At 69.8% G+C, this 18,189-nt stretch carries 13 protein-coding genes; 3 read left to right on the top strand and 10 right to left on the bottom strand.

Annotated features, from left to right (window positions below):
* Nucleotides 1–137 precede the first annotated feature (137 nt).
* Nucleotides 138–2,627, bottom strand: coding sequence for a TonB-dependent receptor (locus tag ACSQ14_RS16175; RefSeq protein WP_436014569.1), 2,490 nt, complete (start codon nt 2,625–2,627; stop codon nt 138–140).
* 247 nt (nt 2,628–2,874) lie between these two features.
* Nucleotides 2,875–3,588 (bottom strand): alpha/beta fold hydrolase, encoded by a 714-nt coding sequence (locus ACSQ14_RS16170; RefSeq protein WP_436014567.1) that lies wholly within the window; start codon nt 3,586–3,588, stop codon nt 2,875–2,877.
* A 160-nt stretch (nt 3,589–3,748) separates the two neighbouring features.
* Between ACSQ14_RS16170 and ACSQ14_RS16165 the strand changes: the two genes are divergently transcribed.
* A complete protein-coding gene (locus ACSQ14_RS16165) occupies nt 3,749–5,332 on the top strand; it encodes a hypothetical protein (protein WP_436014565.1) in 1,584 nt (527 codons plus the stop codon).
* 196 nt (nt 5,333–5,528) lie between these two features.
* On the opposite strand, the gene ACSQ14_RS16160 is transcribed toward ACSQ14_RS16165, so the two are convergent.
* The 7 genes from ACSQ14_RS16160 to ACSQ14_RS16130 all read right to left on the bottom strand — a co-directional run bounded on the left by ACSQ14_RS16160 (nt 5,529) and on the right by ACSQ14_RS16130 (nt 15,166).
* The gene (locus tag ACSQ14_RS16160; protein ID WP_436014563.1) at nt 5,529–7,184 is read right to left on the bottom strand and encodes a M28 family metallopeptidase; all 1,656 of its coding nucleotides are present in this window, start codon (nt 7,182–7,184) and stop codon (nt 5,529–5,531) included.
* 82 nt (nt 7,185–7,266) lie between these two features.
* Nucleotides 7,267–9,534: a molybdopterin cofactor-binding domain-containing protein gene (locus ACSQ14_RS16155; protein WP_436014561.1), complete on the bottom strand. Its 2,268-nt coding sequence runs from the start codon at nt 9,532–9,534 to the stop codon at nt 7,267–7,269.
* Nucleotides 9,527–10,480: an FAD binding domain-containing protein gene (locus ACSQ14_RS16150; RefSeq protein WP_436014559.1), complete on the bottom strand. Its 954-nt coding sequence runs from the start codon at nt 10,478–10,480 to the stop codon at nt 9,527–9,529. The genes ACSQ14_RS16155 and ACSQ14_RS16150 overlap by 8 nt, the downstream gene beginning before the upstream one ends.
* Nucleotides 10,477–11,043: a 2Fe-2S iron-sulfur cluster-binding protein gene (locus ACSQ14_RS16145; protein WP_436014557.1), complete on the bottom strand. Its 567-nt coding sequence runs from the start codon at nt 11,041–11,043 to the stop codon at nt 10,477–10,479. Before ACSQ14_RS16145 ends, ACSQ14_RS16150 begins: the two co-directional genes overlap by 4 nt.
* A 188-nt stretch (nt 11,044–11,231) precedes the next feature.
* Nucleotides 11,232–12,704: a sigma 54-interacting transcriptional regulator gene (locus ACSQ14_RS16140; protein ID WP_436014555.1), complete on the bottom strand. Its 1,473-nt coding sequence runs from the start codon at nt 12,702–12,704 to the stop codon at nt 11,232–11,234.
* A 345-nt stretch (nt 12,705–13,049) separates the two neighbouring features.
* Complete coding sequence (gene rocD, locus ACSQ14_RS16135) at nt 13,050–14,270, bottom strand: ornithine--oxo-acid transaminase (RefSeq protein WP_436014553.1); 1,221 nt, start codon at nt 14,268–14,270, stop codon at nt 13,050–13,052.
* A gap of 14 nt (nt 14,271–14,284) precedes the next feature.
* Complete coding sequence (locus ACSQ14_RS16130) at nt 14,285–15,166, bottom strand: dimethylarginine dimethylaminohydrolase family protein (RefSeq protein WP_436014551.1); 882 nt, start codon at nt 15,164–15,166, stop codon at nt 14,285–14,287.
* 119 nt (nt 15,167–15,285) lie between these two features.
* On the opposite strand from ACSQ14_RS16130, the gene ACSQ14_RS16125 reads away from it, so the two are divergent.
* Nucleotides 15,286–15,702, top strand: a complete 417-nt coding sequence (locus ACSQ14_RS16125) for an Lrp/AsnC family transcriptional regulator (protein ID WP_436014549.1) — start codon at nt 15,286–15,288, stop codon at nt 15,700–15,702.
* Between the two features lie 7 nt (nt 15,703–15,709).
* Here the strand turns inward: ACSQ14_RS16125 and ACSQ14_RS16120 are convergent, their stop codons facing one another.
* The gene (locus tag ACSQ14_RS16120) at nt 15,710–16,213 is read right to left on the bottom strand and encodes a nitroreductase/quinone reductase family protein (protein WP_436014547.1); all 504 of its coding nucleotides are present in this window, start codon (nt 16,211–16,213) and stop codon (nt 15,710–15,712) included.
* 170 nt (nt 16,214–16,383) lie between these two features.
* Between ACSQ14_RS16120 and ACSQ14_RS16115 the strand changes: the two genes are divergently transcribed.
* On the top strand, nt 16,384–18,174 hold the full coding sequence (locus tag ACSQ14_RS16115; RefSeq protein WP_436014545.1) for a M3 family oligoendopeptidase: 1,791 nt from the start codon (nt 16,384–16,386) through the stop codon (nt 18,172–18,174).
* Nucleotides 18,175–18,189 lie beyond the last annotated feature (15 nt).

Here is an 18,189-nt window from a genome sequence, read left to right as displayed (position 1 = left end):
TTGCGGCGCCGGCGCTTGCACGCCGGCCGGCCGTCTGTGGTGCGCGTCGGCCTTGGCCGAAGTAGGGCGCAGGCGCGGCCGCGGCCTTTCGCCGAGGTCGCCCCCCGCACCGGTCGGCGCGGAGGGCGGTCTCGCAGTTAGCGCGAGCCGAAGGCGTAGCGGACGTTGATCCCGACCTCACGGCGCGGCGTCACCGAGGTCAGGCGATAGCCCGACGGCCGGATCAGCTGCGGGAAGGTCGTGCCGAGCACCGCGTTGATGTTCGACTCCACCGGCGCGATGTCGAGCGTGGTCTTTTCGTTGAACACGTTGCGGGCGAAGAGCGAGGCCTCCCAGGCGCCGTCCTTGCTGCGCACGCCGGTGTAGAGGTTCACCAGGGCGTAGTTGTCGACGACGAAGTTGGGCTCGGCGCGCTTGTTCTCCGGATAGTAGTTCAAGAGACCGCGGATGAAGCCGTCGACGCCGTCCGAGACCGGGTGAGTGTACTCGGTCTGCATCGTCAGGTTCCACAGCGGCAGCCGCGAGGACGAGCCACCGGGGCAGAGCGAGACCAGCCCGCCGGTGTTGAACACTGGATTGCCAGCGGCGTCGGTGATGTTGCAGGGCACCAGGCTGTTCTTCACCTGGCCGTCGCCGTAGCTGACCTGGGCGGACAGGGTCCACTCCGGCATGATCTGGAACGCGGTGTCGATGTCGAAGCCGGTGACCCGCGCATCGACGCTCTGGGTCATGTTGAACACGGTGTCCGACGGCGGCGTGGTCACCGTGTTGGCGTAGATGATGTTCGGGATGAAGATCGTCAGGTTCTTGAAGTCCTGCCGGAACACCGAGGCGTTGGCGCGGATGCGGCCGTCCATCCACGTCGTCTTGACGCCGATTTCATAGGACTTGGACTTTTCCGACGGGTGGAAGCTCAAGGTGTCCAGGCCGGGGATGGTGCTGCTGGCTAGCTCGCCCTGCAGGCCGACGCTGGCGACCGGCGGGCGCCAGGCGGAGCCGGTGTTGGCGTAGACCAGGATCTCCGGCGTGAAGCGATGCGACAGCGAGACGTTGTAGATCGTCGGCGTCTCGGAGCCGCGGGTGTTGAGGTCGGCGATCGTCGAGGCCGAGGGGACGAAGCAGTCGCCGGGGTTGCCGGCGATGTCGACGCCTTGGAGGATCGAGCAGGGCACGAAGGCCGGCGCGCCGACCGCCGCCTTGTTGATCAGGCCGTTGCCGGTGGTGATCGTGGTGTTGTTCTTGTTGATCGACCAGATCTGCCGCAGGCCGCCGGAGAGTTCGGTGTTCTGGCCGAGGTGCAGCGTGATGCTGCCGAAGATCGAGGTCTCCTGCCGCTGGCTCGGAATGTCGATGAAGATCGGGATCTGATAGGCCGGGTTGAAGGCGGCCAGGTTGACCACGCCCGGGGTCGTGCCGAACGCGCCGGGCAGCAGCGGACCCGGGTTGGTGATGTGCCCGTCGGGATTGAACCAGCTGTAGAAGGCGCCGACCGTATAGTCGAAGAACCGGTCCGGGTTCGGGTCCGAGGCGACGCGGATTTCGTGCGTGGTCTCCTCCGACCAGGTCAGGATGTCCTGGCCGATGCGGATGCCCGGCAGGATGTTGCCGACGTCGCCGGCCGGCGGGTTGCCGCCCTCCTGCAGCGAGTGGACGTGGAAGCTCTTGTAGGAGCCGACATAGCTCAGGTGCTGGCCGTACAGCCGCGAGTCCAGCTGCAGGGTGACGATGTCGAACCGGCTGCGGGCCTCGTCTGCCGAGTCCTGCACGGCGGCGCGATCGTTCGGGGTGATCGGCGGATTGACGAAGGTGCCCTGGCCGGGGCCGGAGACCTGGGTGAACGACGTCAGGTCGTTCTCGAGGTGCTGCCAGGTGACGTTGGCGTTCAGCAGGTCGCTCGGCTCGTAGCTCAGGCTGGTCCGCACCGCCTGGGTCTGCGAGCTCGGGCGGATCCCGTTGTGGATGCTGCGCACCCCGCTGAAGTCGTTGGTGTCGAGCAGGGCGGCGACCCGCAGCCCCAGCTGGTCCTTGATCAGCGGGACGTTGACCGCGCCCTGGACGTTGCGGCCCTGCAGATCGGTGACGGTCACGTCAGCATAGCCGCCGTATTCCGACAGGTTCGGCTTGCGGGTGGTGACGGTGATCGCCCCGGACGGGGCCGACACGCCGCGGGTGGTGCCCTGCGGCCCCTTCAGCACTTCGATCTGGCCGACGTCGAACAGGCCCTGGAACAGGGCGTTCAGCTGGATCGGCGCGTCGTTCATGTAGAACGCCACGGTCGGCGGGGCGCCGGTGGTGACGTCGAACGAGACGCCGCGCAGCGAGGCGGTCTGCTGGAAGCCGGTGGAGTCGGCCCGCAGGCTGAGGCCCGGGACCACCGACTGAACGTCGCCGAACTGGCGGATGTTGAGCTTCTGCAAGGTGTCGGCGGTGACCGCGTTCACCGTCTGCGGGACCTGCTGCAGACTTTCCGTCTGGCGCCGGGCGGTGACGACGATTTCGCCGAGGGTCGCGCTGCTGGGCGCGGCGGCGGGAGGCGGCGGGCTTTCCGTAGGCTGGGCGGCCTGGGCGCCGGTGGCGAGCGCGACAAGGCTTGCGCTCGCGAGCGCGAGCGAGGTGAACCGGATCATTGTATCCCTCCCGTGCCTGTCGGGGCTGCGCTACGTGGCGGCCGGCCCTCGTTCAGGTCTGCTGTAGTGAGACGCTCCAAGCTCTACTGTACTGGTCGGGATGATAGCGGCGGCGAGTGGGGCGCCTACTACCAATGCTAAGTTGTGTGCCGTCTCAGTTTTTCCATTTTGCCGAGTTCTTCCGCCCTGTGGCTAAGACGCCACAGGTCTAGGTCGGCGAAATCTGGCGGCGACGGGCAGCGCGGCGTCAGGCCAGCCGCAGCAGCATCTCGGCGAGCTTCTCCGGCTCGGTGACCATCAGGTCGTGGCCGGTGTCGATCTCCCAGGCGCGGTCGGCCTCGCGCCGCTCCGCTTTTCGCCGGTCGTCGAACTCGCCGAGGCGCGGCGCGCAGTCGATGTCGGTGCGCGGCAGCCGCCGCACCGCCGCCTCGTCGGTCAGTTGCAGCTTCTGGGTGTAACAGCGCCAGGGGTGAAGGTGCAGCCGCGCGCGCATCCAGGCCGAATCGGCCGGATCGGTGACGCCGAAAAAGGCCGGGTCGAGGGTCTGCGGCCAGGTCACCAGCTCCACGCCGTCGATCTCCCGCACCCAGTCGCGGCAGACCTCCATGATCTGCACCGCCACGTCGGCCAGGGACTCGCCGTTCCGCGGATGGGCGGCGTCGAGATAGACCAGCTCCCGGATCCGCTCGCGCGCCTGGTCTGCAGCGCCGGTGATCACCATGCCGCCATAGCTGTGGCCGGCGAGGATCACGTCGTGCAGGTCTTCGTAGACCAGCAGATTGACGACGTCGGCGACGTGCATCTCCAGGTCGACCTCGGGGCTGAGCAGGTGTCGGCGGTCGCCCAGCCCGGTCAGCGTCGGCGCGTAAACCTCATGGCCCGCGGCGCGCAGCAGCCGCGCCACCTTCTGATAGCACCAGCCGCCGTGGTGGCCGCCGTGCACGAGGACATAGGTCGCCATGGCGCTGCTTCGCTCCCCTGGGTTCGCCGCCGCTGCATCGGCGGTCATTGCTGGCGAGCAGGTTGAGCCAGCAACGGCGAAGGCGCAACGGGCGGCGCAATGGTTGCGCCGTCGGCGATCACGACTTTAAGCTGCGCCTTAACGACGGGGAGGGGATGCAGTGGAGTTCACGGCGGAGCTGGCGGCGACGAGCCTGCGCTATCAGGGGTTGGCCTGGCGCGGCGACGTGATCACCTACAGCATTCCACGCGCCGGCAGCACCTGGCCAAGTTACGCGCCCGGCTCAGAGCCCGAGACGGACTATGCGACCCTAAGCCCGGTCCAGGCCGACGCCTTCCGTCGCGTGATGTCGCTCTACGACGAGATCATCGCCCCGCGGATCCAGGATGTGGACGACCTTGCCGGCCCCGGCCAGATCCGGGTCGCGATCAGCTCGCTCCCGTCGGGTGCCTGGGCCAATCTCCCGCCGGGGAACCAGCAGGAAATGCCATGGCATGGCGACGTCTGGTTCGATACGGCGGATACCGATCCCAACGCGTTCAAGGACCTCCTGCACGAAGTCGGCCACGCGTTGGGGCTGAAGCATCCGCGCGACGAGCCGAACCCGATGCCGGTGGAGTTTCAGCTGCTGAGGCTCTCGAACATGGGCGGCAGCGCCGGCGACTTCGGCATCCTCGCCATCACGGTTGACCGCAACGGTTCCGAGGGAACCCGGGTGGGGGCGCGAACCCCAATGGTCGGGGACATCGCCGCCTTGCAGGCAACCTATGGCGCGGATTCCGCCACGCGCGCCGGCGACACGACCTACACCTGGGATCCCAGCGATCCGTTCCTGGAAGCCGTCTATGACGCCGGCGGCGTCGACACCTACGACCTGAGCACGCACGTCCGCCGCTCGCTCGTGGACCTCACGCCGGGCGGCTACTCCAGCATCGGCATCTGGACGCGCGCCGAGCAGGAGGCGTTCTTCAAGAGCGCCTATCCGGACTTCAACTGGGTTGGCTGGTTCCATCCAGATGACATGCTCTACACCTACGAGCGCAACCTCGGGACCGCCTTCAGCACCACGATCGAGAACGTCCTGGCCGGCGCGGGCGACGACACGGTGATCGGCAACGCCGCGGGCAATCTCGTCTCCGGCGCGGCGGGCGGCGACGTCATCTTCGGCCATGGCGGCGGCGACAGCCTGAGCGGCGGCGAGGGAAGCGACTATCTGCGCGGCGGCGAGGGCGACGACAGCCTGGCCGGCGGCGGGGGCTTCGATGACATGCAGGGCAACACCGGTCAGGACACGCTGGTGGGCGGCGATGGCGGCGACTGGGTGCTGGGCGGTCAGGGCGACGACCGCGTGTCGGGCCAGGCCGGCGACGACATCATCAACGGCAACCTGGGCTACGACGTCTGCGACGGCGGCGATGGCGACGACGTCGTTCGCGGAGGCCAGGGCGACGACATCCTGCACGGCGACGCCGGCGTGGACTGGCTGTCCGGGGATCGCGGCAACGACACCCTCAGCGGCGGAGCCGGCGCGGACATCTTCCACTCGTCGGCCACGGCGGGGCTCGATCTGGTGACGGACTTCAGCCGCGCCGACGGCGACCGGATCCAGCTCGATGCGGGGACCGCCTACAGCCTGCGCCAGCAGGGCGGCGACACCGTCATCGACATGGGCGGCGACAACCGGCTGGTATTGGTCGGGGTGACAGCATCGAACCTGCCGCCGGGGACCATCTTCCTCGCCTAGACCTGGCGTTGGCTTGAAGCTGGCCAGTCACCGCCCTGACATGGCGCACGACGCCGCCGACCGCGCCGCCCGTCTGGAGGCCAAGCTGTCCTGCGGCCCTCGCCTCCGTCGCGGCGCGTGCCGCGCCGCCAGCTCCCCCGCTTCGCAGGGAGGAGCTGCCAGCGAAGCTGACTGAGGGGCGTTTAGGGCGCCGCGGCTACTTCCGCTGCGCGGCGGTCTTGTCGCGTTCGGCCTTGAACTCCGCGCCGGCTTTCCAGGCCGGCCATTCGCCGCTGTCGGCGAGGCTGCGGCCGAGGTCGTAGAAGAGGCTGACCTGCTGGGACATGCCGCTCAAATCCCAGGTGGGATCGAACTCGTCGTCCGGCTGGTGGTAGCGGTCGCGGGTGTAGGCGTCGCGGGCCGCCTGGCCGGCGGCGACGCCGCCCTTCTCCAGGTCGACGCCGTTCTCCAGCGACAGCGCCGGGACCCCGCGCTTGACGAACGGGAAGTGGTCCGAGCGGAAGAAGTGGCCGGCCTCGGGCTTGGAGTCCGGATTGACGCGCAGCTCATGCTGGCCGGCGACGCGCACCAGGTCGTCCTGCAAGGTGGCCGGCGCGTCGCCGGAGACCGAGACGTCGCGGGTGCGGCCGTAGACGTTCAGCGCGTCCATGTTCAGGTCGGCGACCGTGGTCGCCAGCGGGTAGAGCGGGTGGTCGGCGTAGTACTCCGTGCCCAGCAAGCCCTCTTCCTCGGCGGTCACCGCCAGGAAGACGACGCTGCGCTGCGGCCGCGGCGCCTGGCCGTAGGCGTGGGCCAGCTCGATCAGGGCGGCGATGCCCGAGGCGTTGTCGACCGCGCCGTTGTAGATCCGGTCGCCCTTGGCGTCCGGCGCGCTGACCCCGAGGTGGTCCCAGTGGGCCGAGTAGATCAGGTGTTCGTCCGCCCGCGTCGTCCCGGGCAGCACGCCGACGACGTTCTTCGACACCACCTTGCTCACGGCGATCGGATAGTCGGCCGAGATGCGCACGCCCTTCAATTCGACCGGGCGGAAGTCGCGGCTCTGCGCCTGCTTCTTCAGCGCCTCGAAATCGAGCCCGGCCTTCTTGAACAGCTCGACCGTCGCGTCGCGCTGGATCCAGCCTTCGAGCGGCGCGTGCGCGGCCTTCGGATCCTTGCGGATGATGTCGAGCACCGCGTCGGTGTTGGAGTTCTTCACCGTCGCCCAGCCGTAGGAGGCCGGCGCGGTCTCGTGGATCACCAGGAAGCCGATCGCGCCCTGGCGCGCGGCCTCCTCGAACTTGTAGGTCCAGCGGCCGTAGTAGGTCATCGCCTTGCCGCCGAAGTCGCCCGCTTGCGTCTCGAAGTCGGGGTCGTTGACCAGCACCAGGGCGATCTTGCCCTTCAGGTCCTGGCCCTTGAAGTCGTTCCAGTTGCGCTCCGGCGCGGTGACGCCGTAGCCGACGAAGACCACCGGAGCATTGGTGATGGTCACCCGGTCGGCGCCGGTCTGGGCGGCGCGGATGGCGATCTGCTGGCCTTGCGTCCAGGCCTGGGTGGCGCCGCCGGCGGCGACGTTGAACTTCAACGGGCCGCTGATCTCGAAGCGAGCCAGCGGCACGGCCTGGGTCCAGGCGCGGCTGCCGTCGGTCTTGAGGTCGCCGCCGGGCTTGAGGCCGGCCGCCTGGAACTGCTTGGCGATGTAGTCGACGGTCTTGGCCTCGCCGGGCGTCGCCGGCGCGCGGCCTTCGAACTCGTCGGCCGACAGCACGCGGATGTTCTCGGAAAGGCGCGCGGTCGAGGCCTGCGGGGCCTGGGCGAGGGCGGGCGCACTGAGGGCCAGGACGGCCGCGGCGCCGAGCAGTAGATGTTTCATTGATACGTCTTGAAGTAACGAAATCCGAAGCGCGACCATATGCGCTCGCCGCGCCGCGGCCTAGTCCCCGGCGTTGCGCCGCTCAGGCCGCGGGGAACGCCGGGTCGAGGATCAGCTTGTCGAGGGTGATCGGATAGCTGCGCACCCGCACCCCGCAGGCGTTGTAGATGGCGTTGGCGATCGCGCCGCCGGAGCCGCAGATCGCCAGTTCGCCGACCCCCTTCGACTTCAGCGGGTTCGACTTGTCGTCCAACTCGGGCAGGAAGATCGCGTCGACGTTGACCGCATCGGCGTGGGCCGGGAAGTGGTAGCCGGCCAGGTCGTTGTTGATGAAGCGGCCGAGCGCCTCGTCGACGGCGGTCTCCTCGTGCAGCGCGGAGCCCAGGCCCCAGATCAGCCCGCCGATCGCCTGGGAGCGCGCGGTCTGGGCGTTGAGGATCCGGCCGGCGGTGAAGACCCCGAGCATACGGCGCAGGCGCGGCTCGCCGGTGTCGATATCGACCGCCATCTCGGCGAAGGTGGCGCCGTAGGAGGCCTGCGAATAGTCCTGCATCTCCTTGCCCGGGGTGATCTGTCCCTCGGCCTCCAGACCTTGCGGCGCATGGGTCGCGAGGAACTGCTTGAGCGGCAGGGTGCGGCCGCCGGCCGTCACCTGGGCGTCATGGATCTGCAGCTCGGCCGTGTCGTTGAGGCCGGCGGCCTTGGCCATGCGGTCGCGCAGCGCCATGCAGGCGTAGAAGACGCCGCTGCCGGAGCTGCCCGCGCCCCACGAGCCGCCCGACCCAGGGGCGGGCGGCAGGTCGCTGTCGCCGATCTCCACCGTCACGGAATCGAGCGGCAGACCCATGGCCTCGGCGGCGATCTGGCCGAGGATGGTGTAGGTGCCGGTGCCGATGTCGGTCATCGCGGTCTGCACGGTGAGCCGCCCGTCGGGGGCGAGCTTCACCCGCGCCTCCGAGGGCGCCATGAAGGTGCTGCGGATCGAGGCCGACATGCCGTAGCCGATCAGCCAGCGGCCTTCGCGCCGGCTGGCGGGCTGGGTCGGCCGCTGGTCCCAGCCGAAGCGCTTGGCGCCCTCGCGGTAGCAGGCCACCAGCTGACGGGTGGAGAAAGGCTGGCCGGTCTCGGGATGCACCGTCGGCTCGTTGCGCACGCGCAGCTCGATCGGGTCGAGCCCGGTCGCATAGGCGAGCTCGTCCATCGCCTGTTCCATGGCCAGCATGCCGATCGCCTCGCCGGGCGCGCGCATGTCGCCGGGCATCGGCAGGTCGAGCTTGACCAGCCGGTGGGTGGTGAGCCGGTTGGGCGCGGCGTAGAGGTGGCGGGCGAAGTCGGTGGTCTGTTCGGTGAACTCGTCGAAGGTGGCGGTGTGCATCAGAGCTTCGTGCGCCATGGCGACGAGGCGGCCGTCGCGATCGGCGCCCAGCCGGACGCGCTGGATGGAGTCGGTGCGGTGGCCGGCGTTGACGAAGGTCTGCTGGCGCAGCAGCGCGGTTTTCACCGGCTGTCCCAGCTGACGGGCGGCGAGCGCCGAGAGGATGGCGTCCGCCTCGGTGGACAGCTTGCCGCCGAAGCCGCCGCCGACGAACTTGCAGATCACCCGCACCTTGTCCTGGGGGAGCTTCAGGGTGCTGGCCAGCACCTCGCGGCTGTCCATCGCCAGTTGGCTGGCCGAGTAGACGGTCATGACGTCGCCGTCCCAGACCGCCATGCTGCTGTTCGGCTCGATGGCGTTGTGGTGCTGGATCGGCGTCTCGTAGGTGGCATCGAGCTGGACCGCCGCCCCGGCGAAGGCGGCGGCGAAGTCGCCCTTGCTGGTGTCGGTTTCGAACAGGTCGCGGACCGTCTTCGGCGCATAGGCCTCCTGCGCCTTGGCCTTGATCCGGGTCGCGAACGGCGCGGCTTCGTAGGTCACCTTGACCCGGGCTGCGGCGTCGCGCGCCACCTCGAAGGTCTCGGCCACGACGAACGCCACCGGCTCGCCGTGATAGCGGACCTGGCCGTCCGCCAGGAAGGGGCGCGCCACCGCGTAGAAGGCGAACGGCGAGGGCAGCTTGGGGAAGTCGACGTAGTCGGCCTGCTGCGGAGCGTTCAGGTGGGTCATCACCAGCAGCACGCCGGGGATCCGCGCGGCTTCCGTCGTGTCGATCGCGACGACGCGGCCGGCGGGCACGCCGGCGCCGACGATCATCCCATAGGCGGCCTCGCCCTGGCCGGCGTACTCGTAGGCGTAGGTCGCCTGGCCGGTGACCTTCAGCGGACCGTCGATCCGCGGCAGCGGACGGCCGAGGACGCCCTGCCGGTCTTCGTCGAGGATGTTGCGCGCATAGCCGGGGGCGAGGTCAGGCACGGGCGATCTCCTGCGCCTGGGCCAGCGTGCGGACGATGGCGCGGCGGGCGAGCGGGATCTTGAAGTCGTTGGCGCCGTAGCTGTGGGCCGGGGCCAGTTCGGCGTCGGCGGCGTCGGCGGGCGTCCCGCCGGCGGCCAGCGCCGCCTCGGCGCGGGTCGCGCGCCAGGGCTTGTGCGCCACGCTGCCGAGCGCGATGCGGTCGCCGGCGACCGCCACTGACACCAGGGCGAAGGCGTAAGACGCGCGGTCGCGGATCTTGCGATAGACCTGCCCGCCGGGCGGTGGCGGCAGCAGGGTCACGGCGGTGATCAGCTCGTCGGGCTTGAGCACTGTCTCGACCTCCGGATGGGCGCCCGGCAAGGTGTGGAAGTCGCTGAGCGGCACGGTGCGCGACGCGCCGGTCGCCGAGGCGCACTCCACCTGCGCGTCGAGCGCGGTCATGGCGACGGCCATGTCTGACGGGTGGGTGGCGATGCAGGCGCTGCTCTCGCCGAGGATCGCATGGATGCGGTTCAACCCCTGCAGCGCGGCGCAGCCGGAGCCGGGCTCGCGTTTGTTGCAGGGGGTGTCGGGGTTGTAGAAGTAGAAGCAGCGGGTCCGCTGCAGCAGGTTGCCGGCGGTGGTGGCGCGGTTGCGCAACTGCCCGGAGGCGCCGGCCAGCAGCGCCTCGCTCAGCGCCGGATAGCGGGTCCGCACCCGCCGGTCGCCGGCTAGCACGTGGTTGCGCACCAGGGCGCCGATGCGCAGGCCGCCGTCGCGGGTCTCCTGGATCTCGGCGAGCGGCAGGTGGTTGATGTCGACCAGGTGCGCCGGGGTCTCGATGCGGAGCTTCATCAGGTCGATCAGGTTGGTGCCGCCGGCGAGGAACTTGGCGCCCGGTTGGGCGGTCACCGCGCGCAGGGCGCCGGCGACGTCGTCGGCGCGCTCGTAGCTGAACGGCTTCATGCCCCACCTCCGGACGAAAGCCCGCCGGCGTCCTTGATGGCGGCCAGGATGTTCGGATAGGCGGCGCAGCGGCACAGGTTGCCGCTCATCCGTTCGCGGATCTCGGCGTCGGAGAGCGGGATCTTCTCGGCTGCGACGTCGGCCGTCGCGTGGCTCGGCCAGCCCTGCTCGTGCTCGGCCAGCATGCCCGCCGCCGAGCAGATCTGGCCCGGCGTGCAGTAGCCGCACTGGAAGCCGTCGTGGGCCACGAACGCCGCCTGCAGCGGGTGCAGCGCGCCGGGCTGTCCGAGCCCCTCGATGGTGGTGATGCGATCGCCCTCGTGCATCACCGCGAAGGTCAGGCAGCTGACGATGCGCACGCCGTTGAGCAGCACCGTGCAGGCGCCGCACTGGCCGTGGTCGCAGCCCTTCTTCGGCCCGGTCAGCCTGAGGTGCTCGCGCAGCGCGTCGAGCAGGGTGGTGCGGGTGTCGACGGAGAGCGTGCGCTGCTGGCCGTTGACCTCGAACGAGACCTGGGCGAGCGCGGGCGCGCTCAGCTCAGGCGCAAGGGTTTGCTGCGACATGCCGGCCCTTCCTGCGACGGGCGCGCCGCGGGAGGGCGCCCAGGGAACAGGCTGCGCCGCGCTGTCAGGGTCGGGCGGGGTGCGAGCCTGCCCCTACAACTTGGCGGAGGGGCCGCGGGTCGCGGGGTCGGTGCAGAAAAATCTGCGGCTCATCCCGGCGAAGGCCGGGATGAGCGGGAAAGGAGGCGTCAGGCCGCGGCTTCTTGGGCGCCGCCCTTCACCAGGTCCTCGAGACCGTTTTCTCGGACCTTGCGATAGAGGGTCGAGCGGCCGATGCCGAGCCGGCGAGCGACCTCGCTCATGTGGCCGGCGTAGATCTCGATGGCCAGCTGGATCAGGTCGCGCTCGATCTCCTCCAGCGTGCGCAGGTGGCCGCGGTGGTCGAGGATGCGCACCGGCGCTTCCGGAGCGGCTTCGCCCTGCTCGGCGGCGACCGGCGGCGGCGCGCTGACGGCGGCCGACGGCACCGCTTCCGGCGGCGGGGCGGCGACGCCGGAGATCGACGGGAAGTCGTGCGGCTGCAGATAGGGCGCGTCGGCCAGCACGATCGCCCGGTAGACGGCGTTCTCCAGCTGGCGGACGTTGCCCGGCCAGTCGTAGGCGGTCAGGAAGGCCAGGGTCTCGGGCGCGCACCCGACCACGGACTTGCCTTCCTCGATGTTGAAGCGGCGGACGAAGGCGTCGACCAGGGCCGGCACGTCGTCGCGGCGTTCGCGCAGGGCGGGCGCCTCGATCGGGAAGACGTTCAGGCGATAGAACAGGTCCTCGCGGAAGCGGCCCTCGGCCACCGCCTGCGACAGGTCGCGGTTGGTCGCCGAGAGAATGCGCACGTCGACCTTGATCGAGCGCTTGGCGCCGATCGGGTCGATCTCGCTCTCTTGAAGGGAGCGAAGAAGTTTGACCTGCACATCCAACGGCAGCTCGCCGACCTCGTCGAGGAACAGGGTGCCGCCGTTGGCCTCCTGGAACTTGCCCAGGTGCTTGTCGGTCGCCCCGGTGAAGCTGCCCTTCTCGTGGCCGAACAGGATCGACTCCACGAGGTTCTCGGGAATGGCGCCGCAGTTGACGGCGACGAACGGCTTGCCGGCGCGGTCGGAGGAGCCGTGCACCGCACGCGCGATGACTTCCTTGCCGACGCCGCTTTCGCCGGTGATCAGGATCGGGATGCCGGACTTGGCGCCGCGCTCGCCGAGCCGCTTGACCATGGTCATGGCCGGCGACGAGCCGATCAGGTCGTCGAAGGTGGTGCGGCCGGTGACGCGCTTCTTCAGCCGGTCGACCTCGCCCTTCAGAGCGCCGAGGCTGAGCGCGTTGCGGATCGAGACGAGAATCCGTTCGGCCGAGGCCGGCTTGACGAAGAAGTCGACGGCGCCGCCCTGCATCGCCTGCACCACGGTCTCGATGCCGCCGGTCGCGGTGACGACGATGACCGGCTGGTTGAATCCGCGCGCGCGCATCTCCGACAGGGTGTCCTGACCGGACAGACCGGGCATCACCAAGTCGAGCAGGATGACGTCGACCCCGATTCCCGAGATCAGACGTTGAATCGCCTCGTCGCCGTTTTCAGAATGAACGACCGCAAAACCTTCGCGCTCAAGAACAGCCTGAATGAGACGTCGCTGAGTTGGGTCATCGTCGACAACAAGGACAGTTTTAGCCATTCGAAAACACCCACCACGAACCGGCACACGTCTCAGTGGACGAGGCTCTTGTGTCGCGAATTGATACACGCGACTTCGTAAAGGGCGGGTTTCGGAGACCTGAGTCAGGGGTTAACGACTCAGCGTCGTCTAAACGTCGCGGTAAGGTTGTGAGCGAGGGGCCTCCCCCAAAGGTGGGAGGTGCTCGCGGGCCCTCAAACTCACCGTCATCCCGGCCGAAGCGAAGAGCCGGGACCCGGGGGCGGTGCGCACGGCCCCTGGGTCCCGGATCGGCCTTGCAGGCCGTCCGGGATGATGGAGTGTGGGTTCGTATTCGGCCACCGCCCCCTGGGGAGGATCTGGGACCTACGGCAACGCCTTGGCGAACTGTTCGGCGATCCAATCGGCCTGGTCGGGGGTGAGGATCAGCGGGGGGGCGATGCGGATGGTGTGCTCGTGGGTCTCCTTGGCCAGCAGCCCCAGGGTCTGCAGCCGCTCGCACACGCGTCGGGCGCCGCCGGCCTCGGGGTGCAGCTCCACCGCCAGCATCAGCCCGCGGCCGCGGACCTCCTTCACCGCCGGGGTCGCCGCCGCCGCAAGGTTGGCCTGCAGCCGGGCGCCGACCTGGGCGGCGTTGTCGATCATGCCCTCCTCCACCAGCACCCTCAGCGCCGCGCGGGCGACGGCGCAGGCCAGCGGATTGCCGCCGAAGGTCGAGCCGTGCTCGCCGGGGTGCAGCACGCTCATCGCCTCGGCGTTCGAGAGCACCGCCGAGACCGGATAGAAGCCGCCGGACAGCGCCTTGCCGATCAAGGTCAGGTCGGCCTCGATCCCCTCGTGCTCCTCGGCCAGCAGCTTGCCGGTGCGGCCGAGCCCGGTCTGGATCTCGTCGAGGATCAAGAGGACGTTGTGCTGGGTGCAAAGCTCGCGCGCCCGCTTGAGGTAGCCGGCGGGCGGGACGATCACCCCGGCCTCGCCCTGGATCGGCTCGACCAGGAAGGCCGCGGTGTTCGGCGTGATCGCCTGGGCCAGCGCCTCGGCGTCGCCGAACGGCACGATCCGGAAACCCGGCGGGAAGGGGCCGAAGTGGTCGTGCGAGGTCGGGTCGGTGGAGAAGCCGACGATGGCGATGGTGCGGCCGTGGAAGTTGTCGGCGCAGACGATGACCTCGGCCTGGCCGTCGGGGACGCCCTTCACCTCATAGGCCCACTTGCGGGCGACCTTCAACGCGCTCTCCACCGCCTCCGCGCCGGAGTTCATCGGCAGCGCCTTGTGCGAGCCGGTCAGCGCGCAGAGCTCCTCGTAGAACGGCGCCAGCTGGTCGTTGCGGAAGGCCCGCGAGGTCAGCGTCAGCCGGCCGGCCTGCTCGACCATGGCCGCCAGGATCGCCGGGTGGCAGTGGCCCTGGTTGACCGCCGAATAGGCCGACAGGCAGTCGAGGTAACGCCGGCCGTCGACGTCCCAGACCCAGACGCCCTGGCCGCGGGTCAGCACCACGTCGAGCGGCTTGTAGTTCTTGGCTCCGTAGCGCGCCTCCAGCGCGATCATGTCTTCGGCGAGGTGCGGGGAGAGCGAGAGGTCGTTCATGGGGTCGCTCCTTCCTATTCGGCGGCCAGCGCGGCGGCGGCGGGGTCGCTGCTGCGGTCGAGCCTGAGCGTCATGCAGTAGGCGCCGCCGCCGGAGAGAATGAAGGGGTCGAGATCGACCTCGACCAGGCGGTAGCCGCGCTCGGACAGGGTGCGCCGCAGGCTGTCGGGCGCGCGGGCCATGACCACCGTGCGGTCGAGGTTCACCGCGTTGACGCAGAAGGCCGCCGCTTCGGCCGCGGACGCCTCGATGCGCTGGTTCCGCGCGACACGGTCGCGGATCGCCGCCAGCGCGGCCGGGGTGAAGGCCGGCGGGTGATAGAGCACCTCGCCGCCGGCCAGCGGGCAGAAGCAGGTGTCGAGGTGGTAGAAGCGCGGGGTGGCGAGCTCGAGCGGCACGACCGGCTGGCGGAAGGTGTCGCGGACCGCTTCCAGCGAGTCTTCGCTGGAGCGCTGGCCGAAGCCGCCCCAGAACCAGCCGCGCCCGGCGTCCCAGATGCAGTCGCCAGCGCCTTCCTGGATGACGCCGGCCGGCAGCTCGACGACCTCACGCACCAGGCCGTGTTTCTGCAGCCGCTCGAAGGCGGCGCGGAACACCGGCTCCTCGCCCTGCCGCTCGGGGTGGCGGAAGCGGGCCAGCAGCGCCTTGCCGTCGAGCACCACGGCGGCGTTGGCGGGAAACACCAGGTCGGGCAGGCCGCGCAGTCCCGGCAGCAGCTCGACCCGGGCGCCGGCGGCGCGCAACGCCCCCTTCAGCGCGGCGAAGGCGACCCAGGCGCGCTCGCGCAGCGCGGCCTTGTCGGCGCTCCACGCGGCCGGCCGCATCCACGGATTGATTTCGTAGCAGACCTCGTAGCCCGACGGGTCGGTCATCAGGAACAGGGAGCGGGGGTCCATCGTCACCTCGCAACTGATGCGTCCGAGGATGATCGCGCCGGGCGGCGCTAGCGGTAAGCCGGCGAGGTGCTACTCTTCGCTTGGTTCTCTGGCGTTTCGCTAAGTCAGGCTGACGATCCGTGGATGAGCTCGATCGCAAACTGCTGGCCCTGCTGCGCGCCGATTCACGCACGCCGGCCGCCGCCCTGGCTGCACAGCTGAAGGTCTCGCGCGGCACGGTGCAGAACCGCATCGCCCGGTTGCTGGCCCAGGGGGTGATCCAGGCCTTCACCGTGCGAACCCGGCCGGAGCTGGAGGCGCAGCGGGTGCGCGCGGTGATGTCGATCGCCATCGAGGGCGAGCGCTCGGCGGCGGTGATCCGCAAGCTGAAAGGCTTCCCGGCGGTCGAGCGGATCTACACCACCAACGGCCGCTGGGACCTGATCGCCGAACTCGACGTCGCCGACCTGGCGGCGTTCAGCGGGGCGCTCGATGACATCCGCACGGTCGAGGGCATCGCCAGCACCGAGACCTCGCTGCTGCTGGCCAGCGTCTGACCCGGCGTCAGGCTGGGTCGGGCGCGAACACCGGGATGGGCGCGATCGGTTTCAGCATCACCACCGGGATGCGCCGGTCGCCGGCCGTCTGCTGGTAGTCGTGGTAGGGCGGATAGATCCCGCCCATGTAGTCCCAGACCCGCGCCCGCTCCTCGCCCTCGGCCTCGCGCCAGGTCGCGCGGAAGCATTGGGTGGCGACCTGGAAGGCGACCTCGGCCTGCTCGCGCATGTTCAGGAACCAGGCCGGGTGGTCGGGGCTGCCGCCCTTCGAGGCGATCACCACCCACTCCTTGCCGAAGCAGCCGTAGATCAGCGGCGCGACCAGTTGCGCGCCGGTCCGCCGCCCGACGGTGCCGAGCAGCAGGGTGGGGGTCATGCCCGGCACCCCGACATGGCTCATGTCGATCAGGTGGCCCTCGGCCCCGCCGCTCGCCAGGTAGCGGGTGCGGTGGTCGGCGATGAAGTCGAGCGTGCGCTGCAGCAGCTCCTCAGGAGTTTCGGAACCCGCCATCAGCTGTCCTCCGCGTTGCGAACGCTGTTTCTCGGGGCAGTTGGCGGGGAAGCTGACGCCGACGCAACCGGCGATGCGGCTGCAGGCAAGCGCCCGTGCCGCCGGGAACGCGCGGCGGACTTATCCGGGGCGTCTCCCCAGGCGCGGTGGGATCGCCTATCTCTTCGCCCATGAACGCGCCCTTCAAGACCGACAGCCTGCCCGAGTGGCGTCTCGACGACCTGTATGCGAACCGCGACGATCCCCGCATCGCCGCCGACCTGGCGCTCGCCGAGTGCAAGACCGGCGAACTGCTGCAGCTGAAAGGCCAGCTGGTCGCGGCGCGCGGCGAGGCCGCGGCGCTCGGCGATCATCTGGACCGCGGGATCGCGCTCTACGAGGCGATCACCAACGCCTTGTGGGGCGTCGGGGCCTACGCCTCGCTGGCCTCGTCCTGCGCGCGCAACGATGCGGCCTGGTCGAAGTTCGAGGCCGACTTCCGCGCCCGCGCCGCGCAGATCGGCGCCGAGAGCCTGTTCTTCACCCTGGAGATCAACGAGCTGGAGGACGCAGAGCTCGAAGCGGCGCTGGCCGCCCATCCCGGCGCGGCGCGCTGGCGGCCGTGGCTGCGGCGCGTGCGGCTGACCCGCCCGCACGAGCTCACGCCCGACCTCGAGCGCATTCTGGTCGACCGCAGCCCCGCCGTCGCCAACTGGGGCCGGCTGTGGGACGAGACCCTGGCCAAGCTCGTCGCCCAGGTCGGCGACGAGAGCCTGACCCTGCCCGAGGCGCTGAACCGGCTGTCCGACCCGGATGCGGCGCGGCGCAAGGAAGCCGGCGAGGGGCTGTCGAAGGCGCTGGAGGAGCGCAGCTCGGTGCTGGCGCTGTGCCTCAACACCCTGGCGTTGGAGAAGCAGGTCGAGGACCGCTGGCGGAAATATCCGTCCCCGGCGGCCTCGCGGCATATCGCCAACGAGGTCGACGCCGACGCCGTCGAGGCGCTGGAGGCCGCGGTGGTCGAGGCCTATCCGGCGGTCAGCCACCGCTACTACCGGCTCAAGGCCAAGGCGATGGGCCTGGAGGCGCTGAACTTCTGGGACCGCAATGCGCCGCTGGAGACCGAGAGCCCGAAGGTCTACGGCTGGGACGAGGCCCGCGGCATGGTGCTGGAGAGCTTCGCGGCCCTGGCCCCGCAGTTCGCGAACTCGGCGCAGACCTTCTTCGCCCAGCCCTGGATCGACGCGCGGCCGCGCGCCGGCAAGCAGTCGGGGGCCTATTCGCACCCGGTCACCGCCGAGCGCCACCCCTACGTCTTCATGAACTACATGGGCGAGCGCCGCGACGTGCTGACCCTGGCCCACGAGCTCGGCCACGCGGTGCACCAGACCCTGTGCGCACCGCTCGGCACGCTGCTGGCCGACACCCCGCTGACCTTGGCCGAGACTGCCTCGATCTTCGGCGAGGGGCTGGTGTTCGAGAAGCTGCTGGCCGAGGCGACGCCGGAGGAGCGGCGCGGGCTGCTGGCCGGCAAGATCGAGGACGGACTGAACACGGTGGTCCGGCAGATCGCCTTCCACCGCTTCGAGGTGCAGTTCCACGCCGCGCGGCTTGAGGGCGAGCTGGCCCCCGAGGAGATCGCCAGCCTGTTCCTCAAGGTGATGGAGGAGAGCCTCGGCTCGGCGGTGAAGCTGAACGACGGCTACAAGCACTACTGGGCCTACGTCAGCCACTTCGTGCATTCGCCGTTCTACGTCTACGCCTACGCCTTCGGCGACCTCTTGGTGCGCGGGCTGATGGAGAAGCGTCGTGAAGACCCGGCCGCCTTCGCCCCGCTCTACGAGCAGCTGCTCGCCGCCGGCGGCACCAAGACCTACGTCGAGGCGCTGGCCCCGTTCGGCCTCAACCCGCGCGAAAAGGCCTTCTGGGCCGCCGGCATGAAGCAGATCGAGCGGCTGGTCGACGAGTTCGAAGCGCTGGTGTGAGGCGCTGAAAGCCCC

The sequence above is a fragment of the Phenylobacterium sp. LjRoot219 genome (assembly GCF_964252995.1).
Lineage (GTDB): Bacteria > Pseudomonadota > Alphaproteobacteria > Caulobacterales > Caulobacteraceae > Phenylobacterium.
Note: the sequence above shows the minus strand (reverse complement) of the source record. Positions and strands in the feature narration are given on the sequence as shown.